General features: G+C 35.1%; 19 protein-coding genes and 1 pseudogene. 7 read left to right on the top strand and 13 right to left on the bottom strand.

The features are described 5' to 3' along the window. Window position 1 precedes the first annotated feature (1 nt). Entirely contained in the window at window positions 2-1,591 is a 1,590-nt protein-coding gene (locus tag DJ93_RS17530) for an ATP-binding protein (RefSeq protein WP_042982224.1), read from the bottom strand. Between the two features lie 202 nt (window positions 1,592-1,793). On the opposite strand from DJ93_RS17530, the gene DJ93_RS34830 reads away from it, so the two are divergent. The 3 genes from DJ93_RS34830 to blaIII all read left to right on the top strand — a co-directional run bounded on the left by DJ93_RS34830 (window position 1,794) and on the right by blaIII (window position 4,650). Further along, the gene (locus DJ93_RS34830; protein WP_374937179.1) at window positions 1,794-1,883 is read left to right on the top strand and encodes a cation-transporting P-type ATPase; all 90 of its coding nucleotides are present in this window, start codon (window positions 1,794-1,796) and stop codon (window positions 1,881-1,883) included. After that, window positions 1,852-3,138 carry an MFS transporter gene (locus tag DJ93_RS17525; protein ID WP_374937180.1) on the top strand — a complete coding sequence of 429 codons (1,287 nt, stop codon included), beginning with the start codon at window positions 1,852-1,854 and terminating at the stop codon, window positions 3,136-3,138. The genes DJ93_RS34830 and DJ93_RS17525 overlap by 32 nt, the downstream gene beginning before the upstream one ends. Before the next feature lie 564 nt (window positions 3,139-3,702). After that, window positions 3,703-4,650: a class A beta-lactamase BlaIII gene (blaIII, locus tag DJ93_RS17520; protein ID WP_042982221.1), complete on the top strand. Its 948-nt coding sequence runs from the start codon at window positions 3,703-3,705 to the stop codon at window positions 4,648-4,650. A gap of 218 nt (window positions 4,651-4,868) precedes the next feature. Here the strand turns inward: blaIII and DJ93_RS33235 are convergent, their stop codons facing one another. The 3 genes from DJ93_RS33235 to DJ93_RS17515 form a co-directional block, all read right to left on the bottom strand. Beyond that, window positions 4,869-5,027 (bottom strand): hypothetical protein, encoded by a 159-nt coding sequence (locus DJ93_RS33235; RefSeq protein ID WP_000548946.1) that lies wholly within the window; start codon window positions 5,025-5,027, stop codon window positions 4,869-4,871. Window positions 5,028-5,177: 150 nt separating this feature from the next. Beyond that, window positions 5,178-5,339 (bottom strand): hypothetical protein, encoded by a 162-nt coding sequence (locus tag DJ93_RS33230; protein WP_181969235.1) that lies wholly within the window; start codon window positions 5,337-5,339, stop codon window positions 5,178-5,180. 288 nt (window positions 5,340-5,627) lie between these two features. Next, on the bottom strand, window positions 5,628-6,023 hold the full coding sequence (locus DJ93_RS17515; RefSeq protein ID WP_042982220.1) for a hypothetical protein: 396 nt from the start codon (window positions 6,021-6,023) through the stop codon (window positions 5,628-5,630). Between the two features lie 447 nt (window positions 6,024-6,470). On the opposite strand from DJ93_RS17515, the gene DJ93_RS17510 reads away from it, so the two are divergent. The 3 genes and pseudogenes from DJ93_RS17510 to DJ93_RS30790 all read left to right on the top strand — a co-directional run bounded on the left by DJ93_RS17510 (window position 6,471) and on the right by DJ93_RS30790 (window position 8,474). Further along, window positions 6,471-6,707 carry a helix-turn-helix transcriptional regulator gene (locus tag DJ93_RS17510; RefSeq protein WP_000659766.1) on the top strand — a complete coding sequence of 79 codons (237 nt, stop codon included), beginning with the start codon at window positions 6,471-6,473 and terminating at the stop codon, window positions 6,705-6,707. Beyond that, window positions 6,700-7,029, top strand: a complete 330-nt coding sequence (locus tag DJ93_RS17505; protein ID WP_042982218.1) for a hypothetical protein — start codon at window positions 6,700-6,702, stop codon at window positions 7,027-7,029. Before DJ93_RS17510 ends, DJ93_RS17505 begins: the two co-directional genes overlap by 8 nt. Before the next feature lie 87 nt (window positions 7,030-7,116). Further along, a pseudogene (locus DJ93_RS30790) lies at window positions 7,117-8,474 on the top strand (IS3 family transposase). Window positions 8,475-8,720: 246 nt separating this feature from the next. Here the strand turns inward: DJ93_RS30790 and DJ93_RS17490 are convergent. From DJ93_RS17490 to DJ93_RS17455, 8 genes are all read right to left on the bottom strand, one after another. Further along, window positions 8,721-9,692: an ABC transporter ATP-binding protein gene (locus DJ93_RS17490; RefSeq protein WP_042982213.1), complete on the bottom strand. Its 972-nt coding sequence runs from the start codon at window positions 9,690-9,692 to the stop codon at window positions 8,721-8,723. Next, window positions 9,685-10,677 (bottom strand): ABC transporter ATP-binding protein, encoded by a 993-nt coding sequence (locus tag DJ93_RS17485; RefSeq protein ID WP_042982212.1) that lies wholly within the window; start codon window positions 10,675-10,677, stop codon window positions 9,685-9,687. Before DJ93_RS17485 ends, DJ93_RS17490 begins: the two co-directional genes overlap by 8 nt. A 26-nt stretch (window positions 10,678-10,703) precedes the next feature. Continuing rightward, on the bottom strand, window positions 10,704-11,555 hold the full coding sequence (locus DJ93_RS17480; protein ID WP_042982209.1) for an ABC transporter permease: 852 nt from the start codon (window positions 11,553-11,555) through the stop codon (window positions 10,704-10,706). A 6-nt stretch (window positions 11,556-11,561) separates the two neighbouring features. Then, window positions 11,562-12,512: an ABC transporter permease gene (locus DJ93_RS17475; protein WP_042982208.1), complete on the bottom strand. Its 951-nt coding sequence runs from the start codon at window positions 12,510-12,512 to the stop codon at window positions 11,562-11,564. Window positions 12,513-12,690: 178 nt separating this feature from the next. Continuing rightward, window positions 12,691-14,280, bottom strand: a complete 1,590-nt coding sequence (locus DJ93_RS17470; protein ID WP_042982206.1) for an ABC transporter substrate-binding protein — start codon at window positions 14,278-14,280, stop codon at window positions 12,691-12,693. Between the two features lie 452 nt (window positions 14,281-14,732). Beyond that, window positions 14,733-15,314 carry a lipoprotein BA_5634 family protein gene (locus DJ93_RS17465; RefSeq protein WP_042982205.1) on the bottom strand — a complete coding sequence of 194 codons (582 nt, stop codon included), beginning with the start codon at window positions 15,312-15,314 and terminating at the stop codon, window positions 14,733-14,735. Window positions 15,315-15,425: 111 nt separating this feature from the next. Beyond that, window positions 15,426-17,267: an FtsX-like permease family protein gene (locus DJ93_RS17460; protein WP_042982203.1), complete on the bottom strand. Its 1,842-nt coding sequence runs from the start codon at window positions 17,265-17,267 to the stop codon at window positions 15,426-15,428. A 16-nt stretch (window positions 17,268-17,283) separates the two neighbouring features. Then, window positions 17,284-18,045 carry an ABC transporter ATP-binding protein gene (locus DJ93_RS17455; protein ID WP_042982202.1) on the bottom strand — a complete coding sequence of 254 codons (762 nt, stop codon included), beginning with the start codon at window positions 18,043-18,045 and terminating at the stop codon, window positions 17,284-17,286. 344 nt (window positions 18,046-18,389) lie between these two features. Between DJ93_RS17455 and DJ93_RS30785 the strand changes: the two genes are divergently transcribed. Next, window positions 18,390-18,611 (top strand): DUF1093 domain-containing protein, encoded by a 222-nt coding sequence (locus tag DJ93_RS30785; protein WP_080743693.1) that lies wholly within the window; start codon window positions 18,390-18,392, stop codon window positions 18,609-18,611. Between the two features lie 195 nt (window positions 18,612-18,806). Here the strand turns inward: DJ93_RS30785 and DJ93_RS17450 are convergent, their stop codons facing one another. Then, window positions 18,807-19,517, bottom strand: coding sequence for a TraX family protein (locus DJ93_RS17450; RefSeq protein WP_042982200.1), 711 nt, complete (start codon window positions 19,515-19,517; stop codon window positions 18,807-18,809). Window positions 19,518-19,579: the final 62 nt, after the last annotated feature.

Raw genomic sequence — 19,579 nt, 5'->3', positions numbered from 1 at the left:
GTCATTTACTTTCTCTCAATGTTTTCGGAAGGTAAATTGTAAAAATAGCTCCCCCATTTTTTTCATTCTGAATTTCAATTGTTCCCCCTAGTAGATCTACCATTTCTTTCACGTTTGCTAGCCCGTAACCACGATTTGTTCCTTTCGTTGAAAATCCTTTTTGAAAAATAGTCGTGATTTTTTCTACTGATACTCCTACTCCGCTATCTATTACTTCAAACACAATATCGTGTCCAATGTCAGTAACAAAAAATGAAACATTCTTCTCCTCTTGTGTACTCACCGCATCAAACGCATTGTCGATAATATTTCCAACAATCGTAATAAGGTGCGAAACTTTTATATGGTCTGGTAACGGATGAAGTGTGCTATCTCCTTCAATATGAAAATCGATTTTCTTCTCGGATGCTGTTCCGAGTTTTCCTAATAAAATAGCTTGTACTTTCGCATCATGAATTTGATGGAATAAAATATGATTTTGGCTTTGATGAATATTAGATTCTTGTTGGATAAATTCAATCGCTTCTCTGTAGTGCCCTAACTGCAATAAACCAGATAACACGAAAAGCTTATTTGTAAATTCATGTGTTTGAGCGCGTAAATCCTCAGAATACTTTCTCACCTCAGAAATCGTATTAACTAGGTTTTGCAATTCCGTTTTATCTCTAAAACTACATACCACGCCTACGGTACTGTTATTTTCGAGTATCGGTGTCATGTTTAAAATAAACACTTTATCTTGAAACGCTATTTCTTGGTCGTTTTCTAGCACTCTCTCCATATTAAAATCCGGTAAAACTTTTGAAATGTGCGGATGCATATAATCACCATTTACATGTAACATCTCTTCTGCAGACGTATTCATCATAGTAATAAAACCGTTTTGATCAATGGCGATAATTCCTTCTTTTATAGATAGTAGTATCGCGCTTCGTTCCCTGTATAACGCTGCTATTTCATTTGGTTCCAAGCCGAGTGTATCTTTGCGAATACTACGCGCTAAAAGGATACCACCAACGATTCCAACTAGTAAAACCGCTACGGAAAAGAGTATAATTTCTTTCGTTCGATTCAATATGTTAGATTCAATACCTTTTATTAAAAACTCTACTGTAACGACACCTACGACTTGATCGTAGTCTCCGTTATGAACAATAATTGGCGCCTTCGCCATTAAAGCCGGACCGCTTTCGCCCTTCCCTTCAAGCGTATAATATCCTCCAAAAGTAAGTGCTTCATAGTTATATGGATTGTCGCTCTTCGTACCAATCAAATCCGAATTAGAATGCGAATACATAACTCCATAGCGATCTTCGACAATTACATAATCTGCACCAGCTTGCTCGCGAACTTGTTCCGCAATTGATTGAATGGTACTTTTATGCTCGTTATATTGAAAAGCTTCTTTTATAGCTGGCATAAAAGAAAGAGATTTAGCCGTTTGCAACGATAACTGTTCCACTTGACGCTTCGTATCAACAGACTGCATATAAACAAATATTCCCGCTAAAAGGAGAACGACAAATAAAATTAATGTAATAATTAAACTTAATATTTTCGTTTGTAATGACACTTTACGTGATTTTTTCATGCTTCATATCCTTTGATAAAATATTCAAAAATATCAATCTCCTTTTTCTATTATTATGACAAAACTGAAAATGAAGCAACTATTAAAAATCTCCATGTACATAAAGTACAAAAAGAATAAAATTGTCATAATATTGAGATTTCTATTCAAGAACAGTACAATTTAACTACAATGAACGCGCTTTCATATATAACTTTTATTTATAAGCACGAGGAGGAATTACTATGGCTCAAACAAAATCGAACCGAGTCGCCGGCAATATCTTCAAAGGTTCCGTCGGCAATTTAATTGAATGGTACGACTGGTACGTTTACTCTGCTTTTGCTGTTTATTTTTCAGCAGAGTTCTTTCCTAAAGGAGATTCAACAAGCCAATTACTGAACACAGCGGCTATTTTCGCAGTTGGATTTTTAATGCGCCCTATCGGAAGTTTACTAATGGGACGTTATGCCGATCGACACGGTCGCCGGGCGGCATTAACTCTTTCGATTACAATTATGGCGAGTGGTTCTTTGATTATCGCCTGTACGCCTAGTTACGAAAGCATCGGTATTATGGCACCAATTATTTTAGTGCTTGCCCGTTTACTTCAAGGATTATCACTTGGCGGAGAATACGGAACTTCAGCGACATATTTATCTGAAATGGCTAGTAGCGGACGTCGTGGCTTTTATTCAAGCTTTCAATATGTAACGCTCGTTGCTGGACAGATGGTTGCATTAGGCGTTCAAATTGTTCTTCAGCAATTACTAAGCGAACCAGATATGAAAGCTTGGGGATGGCGTATTCCATTCATTATTGGAGCGATGGGCGCTGTAGCTGTATTATGGCTTCGCCGCACGATGGATGAATCGGAGCAGTTTGCAAACATAAAATCGCAAAAACGCGAAAGCGCAGGAACCATTAGCGCTCTTATGAAACATCCGAAAGCAGTATTAACAGTAGTCGGCCTAACTTTAGGAGGCACTGTTGCATTTTATACGTACACAACATATTTACAAAAATTCATGGTAAACACAGTCGGTCTTCCGAAAGAAGTTGTAAGCTGGATTAACTTTGTCGCACTACTTATTTTCGTCGTACTTCAACCAATTGCAGGGCTACTATCCGATAAAATTGGACGCCGCCCACTATTAATGGCTTTCGGTATTCTTGGAACTTTACTCACAGCACCAATCTTCTTCTTTATGGAAAAAACGACAGAACCAATTATAGCATTTTTACTTATGATGGTCGGTCTTATTATCGTTACTGGTTACACTTCCATTAACGCAATTGTAAAAGCCGAACTCTTCCCAACTGAAATCCGCGCACTTGGCGTAGGTTTGCCATATGCACTAACAGTTGCCATATTCGGCGGAACAGCTGAGTTCATCGCATTATGGCTAAAGAGTATCGGAATGGAATCACTATTCTACTTCTACGTAGCTGGATGTATCGCGATCAGCTTTATTACGTATTGGCGTATGGATGAGTCATCAAAGACTTCGCAGATTGAGGCGGAGCTTGGTGGTGGAGATAAACTAGCTAATAATAAATCTAGTTAAAAATTATGTATTCTATGTTCTTCATTTACCTGAACTTGATTTGCTTTATCTAAAAAAGCATAATTCATTAATATATAATTTAAAAACCTCTACATATAAGTAGAGGTTTTTGTATGACGAAAAAACACGTAGTTCCATTGTTATTTTACAAACCCCAAATTCTCCCTCATCTTAAAGTGGAACAAATTTATTACTTAGAGTGTCTAATAAGTGTATTTCTAATATGAGTTGTCCAGATTGGATACAACATATCCCGTTTGACATCTATTTTTATGTATTACAAAAAAATGAAAGGACTTATTATCCCAAAAAGTGAAAAATATGCATCGTAATACTACGGTTAAGTATTACAAGTTTAATACTTTCACAGGTGAACCATTACAAGTGGAAATAAAAAAGAAACAACCCAAACCGTGACTTATCAATCATATAAACGTTTTGAATGTCATTTAACCTGTGAGATTTTAGCTGCAGTAGTATTGTTCCCCTATACCATCTTTAATTGCATTGGTATTTAGAATACCTAGACAAAATCCATATATTCTTGAAAGAGGTTGAAAATTTATGTTCGTTTTAAACAAGTTCTTTAACATTTTACATTACAAAAAGATTGTGCCTGTAGTATTACTTTCATGTGTATCACTTATAGGCTGTTCCAATAGTAACACTCAATCTGAATTACCTAAACAAACGAATCAAGCTAATCAAATTAAACAAGAAAATACAGGTAATCAATCTTTTGCTAAACTTGAAAAAGAATATGATGCTAAGCTTGGTATTTATGCACTGGACACAGGTACGAATCAAACTGTTGCTTATCATTCAGATGATCGTTTTGCATTTGCATCCACATCTAAATCATTAGCTGTGGGCGCTCTTTTACGCAAGAACTCATTAGAAGCTCTTGATCAAAGGATTACGTATACTCATGAAGATCTTTCTAATTATAATCCAATTACTGAAAAGCATGTTGATACAGGAATGACGTTAAAAGAACTTGCAGATGCTTCTGTTCGATATAGTGACAGCACAGCACATAATTTGATTCTTAAACAGTTAGGAGGTCCCTCTGAATTTGAAAAAATCTTGAGAGAAATGGGAGATACTGTTACTACTTCAGAACGATTTGAACCTGAATTAAATGAAGTGCATCCAGGAGAAACACACGATACCAGTACACCAGAAGCGATAGCTACGACACTTCAATCATTTACATTAGGAACTGCACTTCCAATAGAAAAACGCGAACTATTAGTAGATTGGATGAAGAGAAATACAACTGGAGATAAATTGATTCGCGCGGGTGTACCAAAAGGATGGGAAGTAGCTGATAAAACAGGCGCGGGATCTTACGGAACAAGAAATGATATCGCAATTATTTGGCCACCAAATAAAAAGCCGATTGTTCTTGCTATACTTTCTAATCATGATAAAGAAGATGCTGAATACGATGATAAACTTATTGCAGACGCAACCAAAGTCGTGTTAAATACCTTAAAAGCTACGGAATAAATGATAATAGGTTAAAAGTTTTCTATTTTAGGCGGGTGTTTTCATCAACTAAAAATTTAATAGTGTCCCAAAAACGAAATTTGGTGCTAACTTGTAATAAAAAGCTCATTTTTATTGTTTGGCGATAAATCGTTCTTTAAGCTTGATGGCGATTTGGTGCTATCCCTAAAACATCTGGACTGTAATAGCCAATTAAAAAGATGCAAACAAAACGACCTTTAATCAGTCGTTTTGTTTGCATTTCCTTTTTCTAAAACCACCGAAAAGATAAGTACTATAGTTAACAGCATAATAAACCTTACTTCACTTCCATCACTTACAAAAAATGAATACAAAGTATAAATTAAAATTAATATTCCATAAATAATTTTGTGCAATGTGCTCCCCCCTTTTTGCCGTATATATTTTAGTATAAAAGTTTGATTCAAGTCCTATATCCAAATGAAAATAAAAATCACCTATGATATACACAAAGTACTTTTCTCTTGTTAATTTATCTATTTTCACTATATTTATCTATTTTCTTTTTATAACTCAAACTTCTTCGAATCGTAATTTTCTAGAATTTGCTGCAATTCATTTTGTTCATATGGAATATGGTTATCTGTCTGTACATCTTCAACATTTGCTCCACCAGCTAATAATCTCCTGTACTTAAAAGAGTGCCCTGTTAATACTGTTTTAATCATTTTGTATTGCCCTCCTTTTGTTTGATTACTTGAATCATAAAACAAGTATCTGAAGTTGATATGTAGTCTATCTAGAGTGTATGTAAATTTAGAAAATCTCTAATAAAATGTTTGTATTGTAACGTTACCACCAAAACTATTACTCCAAACACCATGATTTGAAGAGATAATCCCCCATGTTCTAGCCTCAATTCCTCCTCCAGTTCTATATTCAGTAAAACTAGTTAATCCCTATAATATAAAAAGAGCACCACTTTTTGGATGCTCCTCGTTATAACTATATATTATTTAATTTCCTTCTTTTGCTGGTACCATTTTTCCTTCTTGAGAGTCTGTACCCTCTGTTCTTTCAACAGTTTTTGCATGTTCTGGTTTTTCAGGGGCTCCCATTTCAAATCCAGGTTGAGAATCTATACCTTCTTTTGTTGTTACCATTTTTCCTTCTTGAGAACCTGTACCTTCTGTTCTTTCAACAGTTTTTACGTCTCCTTTAGGAGTTGCTGGCACTGCATCTTTAGGTGCATCAAAGTTTTGTGAGAAAGACGTTGTTCCATCTGCACTCTGTGTAATTACTTGATTTGAATTATTTTCATTTGACTTTAAATTGTCCATTTTCGCATCATCTGCACCTCCCGCTACCAATCCTGTACTTAAAAGTGCTCCTGCTAATAATGTTTTAAACATCTTTCATTACCTCCTGTTTATTTGTAATATTCATCAAAAAAGTATCTAGAGTTAATGTTTTAGTCATTATCTTTATCTACTTGCTTTTTGATTACATTTAGCATAAGACAAGAATCTATAGTTGATATGGACTGTATCTGGAGATTATGTAAAGAAAAATAGATGATCAATTGTATATCCTAATGGATGCTTAGACAAGATTGAAACTTTATATGAGTTTGAACAATTGAGTTCCCCTTTGTTTTTGGGTGTGAGGTTTTTAGCTGGAGTGGAGTGAGGGACTAACCTTTTCTAATATGAAAGCAAACTTTTTATTATTAGTTTACATTCAATAAATATATAGGTTTTCTTTTAATTTGTATATAAATTTTTATCTTTTGTATAATTAAACTTTACTTTTTTGTGAAATAAGTTTAATATAAGTCTTAAGAAAGGAAGGTGTTAACTATGAAGGAAAAACATGGTGACTCTATAACAAATAAAGTCTATGAATATAGGGTATTAAAAAGAATGTCACAAAAAGATTTAGCTGATGCTGTTGGGGTTTCTAAACAAACAATATTTGTTATGGAAAAGAATAATTACTCTCCTTCACTAGTGTTAGCATATCGAATAGCAAATTATTTTGAAGTTGATATAAACGAAATATTCTCTTATGTAGGAAAGGAAGATAATAATGATTGATCTATTAAACAAATGGATGTTAGAAAGCACAGACAATTTCAATATCGTTGTAGGACTTACAACGATTCTATTTTTAAGTTCAGTAATTGCACTTATTATCATCTACAAGAAAATTGGTAGACCAGATGAAAGAACAAATGCTATTTATTTAAAAATTACTTCTCGTATGTTTACTACTCAAGTTCTAATGAATGCTATATTTATTTCTTTAGTTGGTAAAGATATTGAGACTTTCCGTCAAATCTTTATATTATTCGAAGCCTTTGTATTCTTCGTTGGAGCTATTTATTCGTTTAAATTATATAGACAGGAATATAAATAATTCACTTACAATAAAAAACAGTGGTGTATAAAATGAACTGCACCCCAATTGTTAGACACCGTCTAACAATTGGAGGTGCAGTTTTTTATGACTAAATTTAATTCAGAACAGAAAATAAATGCTGTAATACGTTATCAAAATGGAAATGAAAGTATATGGGATATTGCGAAATCATTTGGTGCGAATTATGAAGTCGTTCGAATGTGGGTAAAGCAATTTGAATCTCACGGAATACATGCATTTAAAAAAGGCTATACATCCTATTCCATGGAGTATAAACTAGACGTACTTAATTATATGAATGAGAATGGGACGTCTCCAAATGAAACAGCCGTTATTTTTAATATTTCTTCACCTGCACTTATTAGAAAATGGCGCACTCAATTACGTACACAAGGAATAGACGCCCTTGCATCAAAGAAGAAGGGGCGTCTATCCATGACCAAAAAAAATCCAAAATCAATCCAAAATCAAACACCAGCTGAAGGATCAGTCGAGGAGTTACAAGCTGAGTTAGAGCGTTTACGTATGGAGAATGCTTATCTAAAAAAGTTGAATGCCTTAGTTCAAAACAGGAAAAATCACCAAACAAGACAAATCACAAGTAGTCTATGAACTGAGGAACGATTTTTCGGTGAAAGCACTTCTGAAATTAGCAGAGATTCCACGCAGCACGTACTATTACTGGGTAAAAAACTTTAATCGCCCAGATAAAGATAGAGAATTAAAAAACCTAATTCAACGATTTATGACGAGCACGAAGGTCGCTATGGATACCGTCGTATTCGTGATGAATTGACGAATCAAGGACACAAAGTCAACCATAAAAAGTTCAGCGAATCATGAAAGAATTAGGTTTGAAAAGCCTAGTTCGTATGAAAAAATATCGCTCTTATAAAGGGAAAGTAGGTAAGATTGCGCCAAATATTTTAGAACGTAACTTTATAGCTGAAAAGCCTAACGAAAAGTGGGTTACAGACATAACAGAATTTAAATTATTCGGCGAGAAGCTCTATCTATCACCGATGTTAGATTTATTTAACGGGGAGATTATTACTTATACAATCGGTTCAAAACCAACCTATTCACTTGTTTCGAAAATGTTAGAGAAGTCCTTTCAACGATTAACAAAAGAAGATGAACTCTTGATTCACTCGGATCAAGGTTGGCATTATCAAATGAAGAAGTATCGTCATGCCCTACAAGAACATAAAATTACTCAAAGTATGTCTCGCAAAGGGAACTGTTACGATAATGCGGTTATTGAAAGTTTTTTTGGTATTATGAAATCTGAATTTCTTTATCTCAAAGATTTTGAGAGTATAGAACACTTTAAACAAGAACTTGAAAAATATATCGATTATTATAATCACAAACGAATTAAGGCGAAATTAAAGGGCGTGAGTCCGGTACAATACCGAACTCACGCCCTAACAGCCGCTTAATGAAATAACATGTCTAACTTTATGGGGTCAGTTCAAAAATCAATACTGTTTTTTATTGTTTATTTTTGAAAGCAAACTTTTAAATATTAGTTTACTTTCATTACCACTAAATCATTGACTCCTCACTAAATAACCTGAAATCCTCAATTCACGAAACAAAAGTATACATTCAAAACATTGTAAATAAAAGAATCTAAAATCCAGGAACAAAAAAGCACCAGGTCCCCCCAATGCTTTTCCTCAAATCTAAAACAAATGACAAGCCACCTCATGCCCCTTCGCAATCTCGACCATCTTCGGTACTTCCTGTGCGCATTTTTCAGTGGCGAATTTGCAGCGCGTTCTGAATTTGCAGCCGGATGGTGAGTTGAGTGGGCTTGGTACTTCTCCCTCTAGGATGATCCGTTCTTTGCCAGTGTTTGTTGGATCTGGTTCTGGCATGGATGAGAGTAGTGCTTGTGTGTATGGATGTGCCGTTTTTGTGTATAGGTCTTCGCTGTCGGCAATTTCTACTATGTTTCCTAAGTACATGACTCCGATTCTATCTGATATGTGTCTTACCATGGAGAGGTCATGTGCGATGAATAAGTATGTGACGCCTGTTTCTTCTTGGATGTCTTGCAGCATGTTTACGACTTGTGCTTGGACTGAGACATCAAGTGCTGAAATTGGTTCGTCACATAGGATGAAATCTGGTTTTACAGATAGTGCGCGTGCGATGCTAATGCGCTGTCTTTGTCCTCCGCTAAATTCGTGCGGGTAGCGATATAAGTGTTCTTCTTTTAAACCTACCTTTTTCAGCAGGTCTAATATGATTTCTTTTTGTTCTTCTTTTGCGTAAGATCCGTGAATGTTCATCGGCTCGCTAATAATTTGGAACACGTTCATCGTCGGATTTAATGACGCGTATGGATCTTGGAAAATGATTTGCATTCGTTTTCTATATTCTTTTAGTTCACTTTCTTTTAGATCCGCGATGTCTTTTCCGTCGAATAGGATGTTCCCTGAAGTGACATCGTGTAAACGGATGATGCTTCTTCCTGTCGTTGATTTTCCGCAGCCAGATTCTCCTACTAATCCGAATGTTTCACCCTTTTTAATTGTGAAGCTAAGGTCATCGACTGCTTTTAATTGCTCTGTTTTTCTGCCGAATAGTCCTTTTTTAATAGGAAAATACTTTTTTAAGTTCCGAACTTCAATTAAGTTTTCTTCATGCATGGGAATCACCTACCACCCTATCGTTTAGCCAGCACATGGAACGTCTTTCGTTTCCGATTTCAAAATATGGCGGACGTTCTTTTTCACAAATGTCTATTTTATGTGGGCAACGCTCTGCGAATGGACAACCTTTTGGCGGATGTAGTAAGTTTGGTGTTACACCTTGAATTGGCGCTAACCTTTCTTTTACGCCGTTCGATATTTTTGGCAGAGAGTTTAATAACCCTTTCGTATATGGGTGATTCGGTAATTGGAATATATCAAGTACAGGTCCTTCTTCCATAATAAGCCCGCCGTACATAACGATAACTCGTGTACAGTTTTGCGCAACAATTCCTAAGTCATGCGTAATAAGAAGTAACGCCATATTCGTTTCGTTCTTTAAGTTTTTCATTAAATCTAGTATTTGTGCTTGTATCGTTACATCAAGCGCTGTCGTCGGTTCGTCCGCAATGAGAAGGTCTGGATTACAAGACATCGCCATTGCGATCATAACCCGCTGCTTCATACCGCCGCTTAGTTCATGCGGATATTGTTTTACCCTTTCTTCTGGTGAAGAGAGACCGACTTGTTTTAACAAGTTGACGGCAATATTTTGTGCTTCTTTCTTTTTTACTTTTTGATGACGTATAATTACTTCCGTCATTTGCTTCCCAATTTTCACGACTGGATTTAGCGCCGACATTGGATCTTGAGAGATAAGTGAAATTTGATTTCCTCGAATAGAACGCAATTCTTTTTCAGATTTAGAAAGGATGTTTTCATTATGAAAAAGAATCTCTCCTTCTTTCACTTTCCCTGGTGACGTAACGAGAGACATAACGGACTTTGCCATTACACTCTTTCCGCTTCCAGACTCCCCAACGATACCAACTACTTCTCCTTTATTTAAACGAAATGTAACGCCGCGAACCGCTTCAACTTCGCCGCTTTCTATGAAAAAAGAAGTCTTTAAATTTTTCACTTCTAGTAGTTTTTCAAACACGCTTCTCACTCCTTTCACTTAACACGTTAGTTTTCATGTCCAGCTCCTTTTGGTGCGAAAGCTTTCTTAAGCGCTTCACCAATTACGTTAAAACTTAGTACCGTTAAAAGGATAAGGAATCCTGGGAAGAGTGTTAAATACCAAGCTTCACCAATATAGCCTTGCGCATTGTTTAGCATGCTGCCCCAAGAAGAATCTGGTTCTCTAATACCTAAACCTAAGAAGCTAAGTGATGATTCCATTAAAATCGATGTCGCAATTGTTAATGTCGCGGCTATTATAATGGTTGATAAAATGTTCGGAATGATATGTCTTATAATAATCATGAGTGATTTTTGTCCTGATACTTTTGCGTATAAAACGTACTCACGCTCTTTTACAGATAACGTTTCTGCCCTTACAATACGCGCGGTGTCCATCCATGTTAGTAATCCGATAATAAGAACTAACGTCGTAATCCCTGGTTTTAAATACGCATTTAATAGTAGCATTAAAAAGAATGATGGAATTGACATCAGTACTTCAACAACTCGCATTAAAAAGTTGTCTAACTTTCCGCCAAAATATCCGCTAATTGCTCCAACTGCGGTACCGATTGTAATGGACACAACCATCGCAAGGAAACCAACCGCAAGCGAAACTCGTCCGCCATATAACGCTCTCGTTAAGTAATCCCTTCCGTAATCATCCGTTCCGAACGGATGACTCATACTCGGTTCTTGTAAGCGATCTGGAATCGACATTTTACTAGGATCGTACGGTGATACGAATGCAAAAAGCGATGCGATCGTTAAAACCGCAAGTATGATAACTCCCATTGCAACGAACTTATTTTTCGTAAAACTATTTTTTATCGTTTGAAATCTCCTATTATTCATTCCAACTCACCCCCTCATTCGAATGCGCGGATCTACTACGCCATATAAAATATCAGCAATTAAGTTACCGAGAATTAACATGAATGATGATAGTAATGTAATTGCCATAATAATTGGATAATCAAATCTAAAAATAGCATTTACCCCGAGTGAACCGAGTCCTGGCCATGAGAATACTGTTTCTGTAATAAACGCTCCACCTACTAAACTTGGAATTGATAATCCGAAAATTGTAATGATCGGTATTAATACATTTCGAAGTACGTGATTAAATAAAACTGTTTTCTTTGAAGCGCCGTACGCATATTGAATTTGTACGTAATCTTCTTCTAATTGCTGAATTGTGCTCGAACGAATATATCTCATATACACAGAGACGTTTTGGAACGCAAGTACTGTACAAGGTAAAATGCCGTGCTGCACAATATCCAAGAAGGAATCTTGTCCAACTGTACGCATACCCATACTCGGAAGCAGATTCAATTTTAAAGAGAATAAGTAGACTAATAGTAATGCAAACCAGAAAACCGGCATAGAAATACCAACGTATGAAATAAAGTTTACAATGCGGTCAAAAAATGAATTCTTTTTCACACCTGTAAATAGTCCAAGTGGTATTGCGATTACGAATGAGACGAGTAAAGATGATCCCATTAACCCAATTGTTGCAGGTAATCTTTCTGTGATAAGTTCCAAAACAGGACGATGATTTTGAAGTGAGTAACCAAAGTTACCTGTTAAAATATTTTTTAACCATAAAAAATACTGCACGTAAATGGGTTGATCTAACCCTAAACTTTTGCGAATACGCTCCACATCAATTGGACTCATATTCGGCGTAACAAAGTTTCGAACCGGATCCCCTGGCGCTAATTTTATTAATAGAAAAGAAATAATAGAAATAACAAATAAAAGCGGAATTGCATTTAAAAGCCTCTTCGCAATTACTTTATACACAAACTTCCCCCCTCAGGATAAAGTGAAACTTTAATCAGCCTGCACCAATTAGGCTTTAACGGACAATCCGACGACTCCCGCCCTACTTCCTCGCATTCGTCGAGTTTTGAGGCGGGAGTCTTACTGCCCGTTAAAGCGGGATAAAGAAGCTGATTTCTACCAGCTTCTTTACTGTTTCTTATTTCACTTCATAAATCTTAGATAGATCTTCAAACATTGTGACAGGAATTGCTTTCGCTTCTTTTAATCCATCAAACTTTTTATCTACTGCAATAACCGCTTTCGGATATGCGATTGGTAGATAAGGTAAGTCTTCTCTCGCTGTCTCTTGAATTTTATGGTATAGCTCTGCTCGTTTTGTTTTATCTGTTTCAACCGCAGCTTCTTCCCATAATTTATCGAAATCAGCATTTTTATAACGCGCATAATTATATTCAGCATTACTTAAGAATAGGCTCTTATATGAATCTGGCTCAGGTCCCATAATGTAACCACCAAATGTAATGTCATAGTCTTTATTCTCTTTATCTAATCCTTTTTCACTTGCCGCACTAGCATCTAATGCATTCAGTTCAACTTGTAAGCCAATTTCTTGTAATTTTTGTTGTGTATATAGCGCTAAACTTTCCATAATTTTATTATTCGTTACATACATCACGCGTACTTTTTCTTTATCTTTCACACCAGCTTTTGCTAATAAATCTTTCGCTTCTTTTTGATCATACTTATACTCTTTTATATCTTTCGCATAATACATAGCGTCTGGTGTTAAGATCGAATTTGCTGGTTCAGCAAATTGACTAGAAACGAATGCTGAGTTAATCATTTCTTTCTTATCTAATGCATGCGCAATTGCTTGGCGCACTTCTTTTTTCTTCATAAGGTCTGTATTAAAGTTATAAGCTAAGTAGAATAATCTACCTTCAGGGAATGTCACCATTGAGAAGTTCCCAGTGCTATCTAATTTCTTAAAATCTTGCGGCTCAATCATCTTCATATTGATTTGACCATTTTGCAGGGAAACATTTGCTGTATTACGGTCTTTTACAACGCGGTATACGATAGAATCTAATTTCGCTTTACCAGCGAAATAATCATCGAATCGCTCTAACGCAACGTATTCATCTGATTTGAATTCTTTTAATTTAAACGGACCTGATCCTACAGGCTGTAAGTTTTTCTTACTCTTCACTAAATCTGCTTCACCTTTAAATACATGTTTCGGAATTGGGAAGAAATCATTCATAACCCCTTCGAAAGATGCACTTACTTGTGGTAAAACGAATTGAGTTGTTAACTCATCTACTTTTTTCACCTCAAGCGGCTTTCCTTTAAAAATAAAGTTTTCACGACTTGAGCTATTTTGCTTCTCATCTAAAATAGATTGGAATGTAAATGCTATATCGTCTGATGTAATTTTCTTACCATCATGCCATTTTAAATTATCTTTTAATTTCAACGTCCACGTTAATTGATCTTCTGAAGGCGTAAAGCTCTCAGCAAGAACAAACTTTTTCTTACCGTCTTCCATGTGATATAGCGGCGCATATAAAGCTTGCTGTATCGTTAATGACACACGATCGTTCGCATAGAGCGGATTCATCGTATCAGGATTATCGCTAACACCTATCGTTAACGTTCCTCCGTCTTTCGGATTCCCTGATTTACTAGTGCCCGCTTTCTTCGAAGAATCTTTTTCCCCAGAACAAGCCGCTAATGCAATAAGTAGTATTAGGACAAATGGTAATGCAAATAACTTCCGTTTCATCTTTCGGCCCCCTCGAACTGTTTATACCCATAAGAAAACTCGGAATTAATCCCGAGTTTTCTTATAAGTTTTAAATTACCACTGCCCGTATGTAAAGTCAAACTTTTTTGTAAATGTGGAAAGTTTGAAATCTATTAACAGAAACGAATACCACATTCCCCAAAATTTTATCAGCGATTTTCCAATTTTATCGACCACAACTTCGTATTTATCTTACACCTATCGTTCTTCGCCCTTCGCACTTCTTTCGGGGAATTCGTTACATTATTTAGTGATTTAGAGGAAAAGTTTAATTTATTTTTAAGATTTATGTGTTTATTGCTAATATGAAGTTCTATAAATGCCCCCCGCCAACCAATTAACATAAAACACACCTTCACGACATTAGTAGATAGCTTATGAGTAGAGAAAAAAGCTTTGTGAATTTCACAAAGCTTTTTTCAACGTATGACTTATTTTTTGATTTTAACAAGTTGTACTTCTTCTACCTTGATTTTAGTATCTTGCATTTCATTATTAGGGTCTTTATCAAACTCTAATACACCTACAGATTTTTCTTCTCCTTTTACTTTGTTATATGCAACATCATCTACGATTGCAAACATATCTGCATAAGAGCGACCATTACCGATGATTGTGTTACCTTCGTATTTTAATTTAACGCCGTCAATTGTCATGTTTTCTACTTTTTCTTTCGTAAATAATACACCTTGATCCGCTGTTACAGCTGGTAATTTATCAATTGCTTTTGTATTATCATCTTTTTCTACTTTCTTAAGTAGCTCTTTTTTCACTAGCTCTTCACCAGTTTTTTTATCCATTACAAGTACTTTTTTGTCTTCTAATGTTGCAAGTTTCATTTTATACACATCTTTTTCTTTTACATCATTTTTCTTCAGATCTGCTAATTGTTGAACTTGTTGTTCTGTTCCGTATACTACCAAACCATTTGATTTCTCTCCTATTAAAGAACAACCTGATAATGCTCCGAATGAAATTGCTGCTGCTAATCCGATTCCTACTAATTTTTTCATTTTTTCTTGTCTCCTTTTTATATACGTAATAGTAAATACAATGTGTTTGCTAAGACTACAATATATACTGCTATATTTTTAGTTTAGCAATGCAAGAGTAGTTTTTAGTTCTCAGTCTTCTTTTGAAAGGACAATTCCTTTATATAATTGCACTGTAATGAAATAGTAAGTCGCGTAAATGACTACGAAAATGGCAATTGGGAACCAAATTTTGAAATATGGATCAGCCAATATGAACGAGAAGATATTCATACCAACTAATACATGTGCAATCCCGACAATTGCCGGAAATAAGAATACTAAGAATAACTCTTTATAAATTGATCTTGTTAATAATTCACGGCGAACACCAATTTTACGTAGCATTTGATAACGTGTAATATCGCTTGATGCACCGGATAGAATTTTAAACATTAAACAACTTGCCATCATTGCTAAGAAAGCAATTCCGAGGAAGAAGCCCATGAAGACTGTTCCACTGGCAATACCATAGTTCATTTCATAAGATTGATACTTACTATGCATCATTTCAGCTTTTACATTTTTATATTTAGCTTGCTGCAACTTGTCGATTTTTTTCCATTCTTTCTTGTATGTTAAAAAATCATCTGTTTTCCCAATGACTACAGCGCCCTCTGCTCCTTTTAAACCAACATACATTTTTTGATCGACAATTTTAATTGTTTGATCAGGGTGTACATACAATGGTTCAAGCGAACCGAAAGCAACATCCCATTCTTGTGGAATTACATTATCAGACTTTTCTTGGCTGAATCTTGAAATCGCTCCTACCGGTAATTCTTCAGAAGCTTTTTTCACTTTTCTTTCTTTAATACTATTAAAATCCATTATGAACGGAGGATTTTTCTCTAAATCTTCTTTTAGATAATAAACATATTTATCATCAGTCTTATAACGGTATTCGCCTTTCTCTTTAAATGTAATACCGTCTAAAATCTTCTTTTCTTCAGCTGTTGGGTTGTGAATCGTAACATCATAAATTGAAAAATCATCTACAGTCAGCATAATGTTATTTTTGAATGCCATACCACCAGAAATTGCACCAGCTCCCAGCGCAACTAGCATCGCTACTGTTGCTAGTACTTTTGTTAAGCTATTAATACGGAAGTTTAACTGCGCAAATGTAAAAGCATTCAGTCCTTTTTCAGTACGGTTTTTATTACTTTTCAGCTTTTTAATAAACAGAGGTAGGAACGTTCCAAATAACATGTAAGTTCCAGACGTTACAGTAATTAATGCGATTATGATTCCTATTTCTCTTAATTTTTCCATATAAATCATAGAAGCATAACCGATTGCTAATAAAATAATACCAATGACAGCAAAGAAAATAGTTTTCGCACCTTTCACAGAAACACGTTCTGTTTTTGAATCTGCATGGACAAGTTGCAGAACTGTAATACGTGATAACTTAATACTATTCATAATTGCTGATAGCACAAATAATGCAAGGAAGAAAATACAAGTAACAATCGTAGATGGAATATAAAATGCATGGTATCCAGGTGCTGCAAAATCAAGTTGCTGCATCAGTAATTTACCAATTAACTGTGCAAGCCCTATACCAACAGCAACCCCGACTACAAGTGATGCGGCACCTAAGACAATTGTTTCAAGAAACATAAGTAGTGTAACTTTATGTTTCTTTGCTCCCAACATCATATACATACCAAATTCTTTTTGACGAAGTGACAATAAGAAAGAGTTTGCATACAAGATATAGAAGAATGTGATAATGGCTAATAAAACTGAACCAGCATGGAACACAAATCCAATTGACTTAATAACAGAATTCGCTTCAATGAATGCTTTATTTAATGCTAATGTTTGAAACATATAAAAGATTGAAATGGACATAATAAGGCCGACTAATAAGACAATGTAATCTTTTAGTTTACTTTTCAGTCCTGACATGGAAAGTTTGAACAACACATTACAACTTCCTTTCTTATGCTTTGTTTGTACCTAGGTCAGCAAGTACATTTAAAATTTCTTTATAGAACATTTCACGATTTGTTGTGCGGCGAAGTTCTTTATACAGCTCCCCATCTTGAATAAATAAAATACGTTGACAGTAACTCGCACTAAATGGATCATGTGTAACCATCATAATTGAAACATCCTGTTCTTCGTTTAAACTCTTCATTGCTTCCAAAAGACTGGTTGCGTTTTTAGAATCTAGCGCTCCAGTTGGCTCATCGCCTAAAATAATCGCTGGCTCATGAACAAGTGCACGCGCTGCGGCAGAACGTTGTTTTTGTCCACCAGACACTTCTGAAGGATACTTCTGAAGTAACGCTGAAATCCCTAACATTTCCGCTACTTTTTCGACTTTCGGTCCAATCTTTCGTGAAGGTACACCTTGTAGCGAAAGTGGTAATGCAATATTTTCGTAGATTGATAAGTTTTCTAATAGGTTAAAATCTTGAAAAATAAATCCGAGCTTTTGTGAGCGGAAATCTGAGAGTTCACTCTGCTTCATTTTTGTAATATCATTTCCATCAATTTCAATTGTGCCATCCGTCGCGTTATCTAATGTAGAAATGACGTTTAATAATGTTGTTTTCCCTGATCCAGATGGTCCCATAATCCCAACAAACTCACCTTTTTTGATTGAGAATGAAACACCTTTTAATGCGTATGATTGATTTTCACCTTTTTTACCATATACTTTCTTAACACTTTTTACGTCTACAACAGGTTTTTGCATATTCATATACCTCCTATACTTGTTTTTCCTTTTCTTATTTTGCGCCTTTTCGACATAAACTAACATCTGTGAATGTTACAAACACCTTACATTTTTGTAATATAAAAAATATCGCTTATATCATGTGCATAAAACGCGAGTGTGTAGATAGCTGTCTTATTTAACACAGAACAAGTTTAAATGTATTCAGACGAAGGAAATATAAATACAAGGGGTAGTTGACTGGGTTATTATTACAGACCGCATAGTAACTGTTTGACAAATTCTTTTTTATTTTTGATTTTTCCTGACACTAAAATATAAAAAATCAAGTAATAGTGTTAACAGGTTGAAATTTAAACCGTATTGGAACAGATAAATATTATGTTAGAATTACAACAGATGGGAAAGAAGGGATTGCAAAATCTATAGATGATGAATTAATAAGAAAAGAGTTTAAATCTAAATTATCTGAATTTAACGAGGAAAATACAGAGAAAACACTGGAATTTAAAGCAAACAAAAATCTTCTTAAGGACGCGTTTTTATGTATATACTATTCTAAGGAAAAAGACGTGAAATCTTGATAAGAGGTTAAGGAAAATAGACTCCCTGCAAAAGTGAAAGAAAAGTTAGGAGAGACATAATATAAAGATATTGTCATAAAAGTATGCCTTGTATACAAAGTTGTGTTCATGCTAAAAGGCCAAGTTTTTGGTGAAGTGATGATAGGATACTAGAATAAAAGAGAAAGCTTTGCATACTATGCAAAGCTTTTGTCTTTATTTACTCATGAAATATCCAATTGTATAGATAATCCATAAGTGAACTGGATAGAAAATATAAAACATATATTTGGTGAATGCATTATTTAAACCACGCTCCCCGTTATATAAGAAGAAGAATGGTAATGCAAATATCATCAGCCCTTGGTTATTGTAACCGAATAGTCCCATATCCGTGAAAATTTCTCCACTCATAATTAAACCTGGAACGTCCATTAATGAAAGTAAAGTATATGTGATAATTAACCAAGATTTTTTCTCTCTAAAGAAGTAGAAAATTAAAGTCATTCCTACTCCATATAAGTTTGCCTCTGTAAGCATTCCTGCCACTGCCGCAATCATAACAGCTGGAATTCCTATTAAATAGTTCTTCGTACGCTTTGTATAATCAATCGCACATAATAAAACTATTCCAAACCCAAGTGACAAGAAAATATTATAGCCTAGTACATTTTCTCTTGGGAATATATACTGAATTAACGTTGATCCTGCAAACATAATCGCTGCCCACATAAATACACGCGTAGCATATTTTGTACGGTTACGCGTATAGAAGAATCCTTCCACTACAAAATAGAAGAAAATTGGTGATACAATACGTCCTGGATGATGCATCCACATTGGCATACCTGGAATGTAAGTATACACGTGGTCAATGACCATAAGAATCATTGCAAAAATCTTTAATTGAAAAGCATTTAACCTCATAAAATATAAAACCTCCACTTTCTATGTTACTCAAATACTATTAGTCTTCTAGAAACACTATA

This window comes from Bacillus clarus, from assembly GCF_000746925.1.
Classification (GTDB): Bacteria; Bacillota; Bacilli; order Bacillales; family Bacillaceae_G; genus Bacillus_A; species Bacillus_A clarus.
The sequence above is the reverse complement of the archived record's forward strand: the minus strand, read 5'-3'. Positions and strand labels throughout refer to the sequence as shown.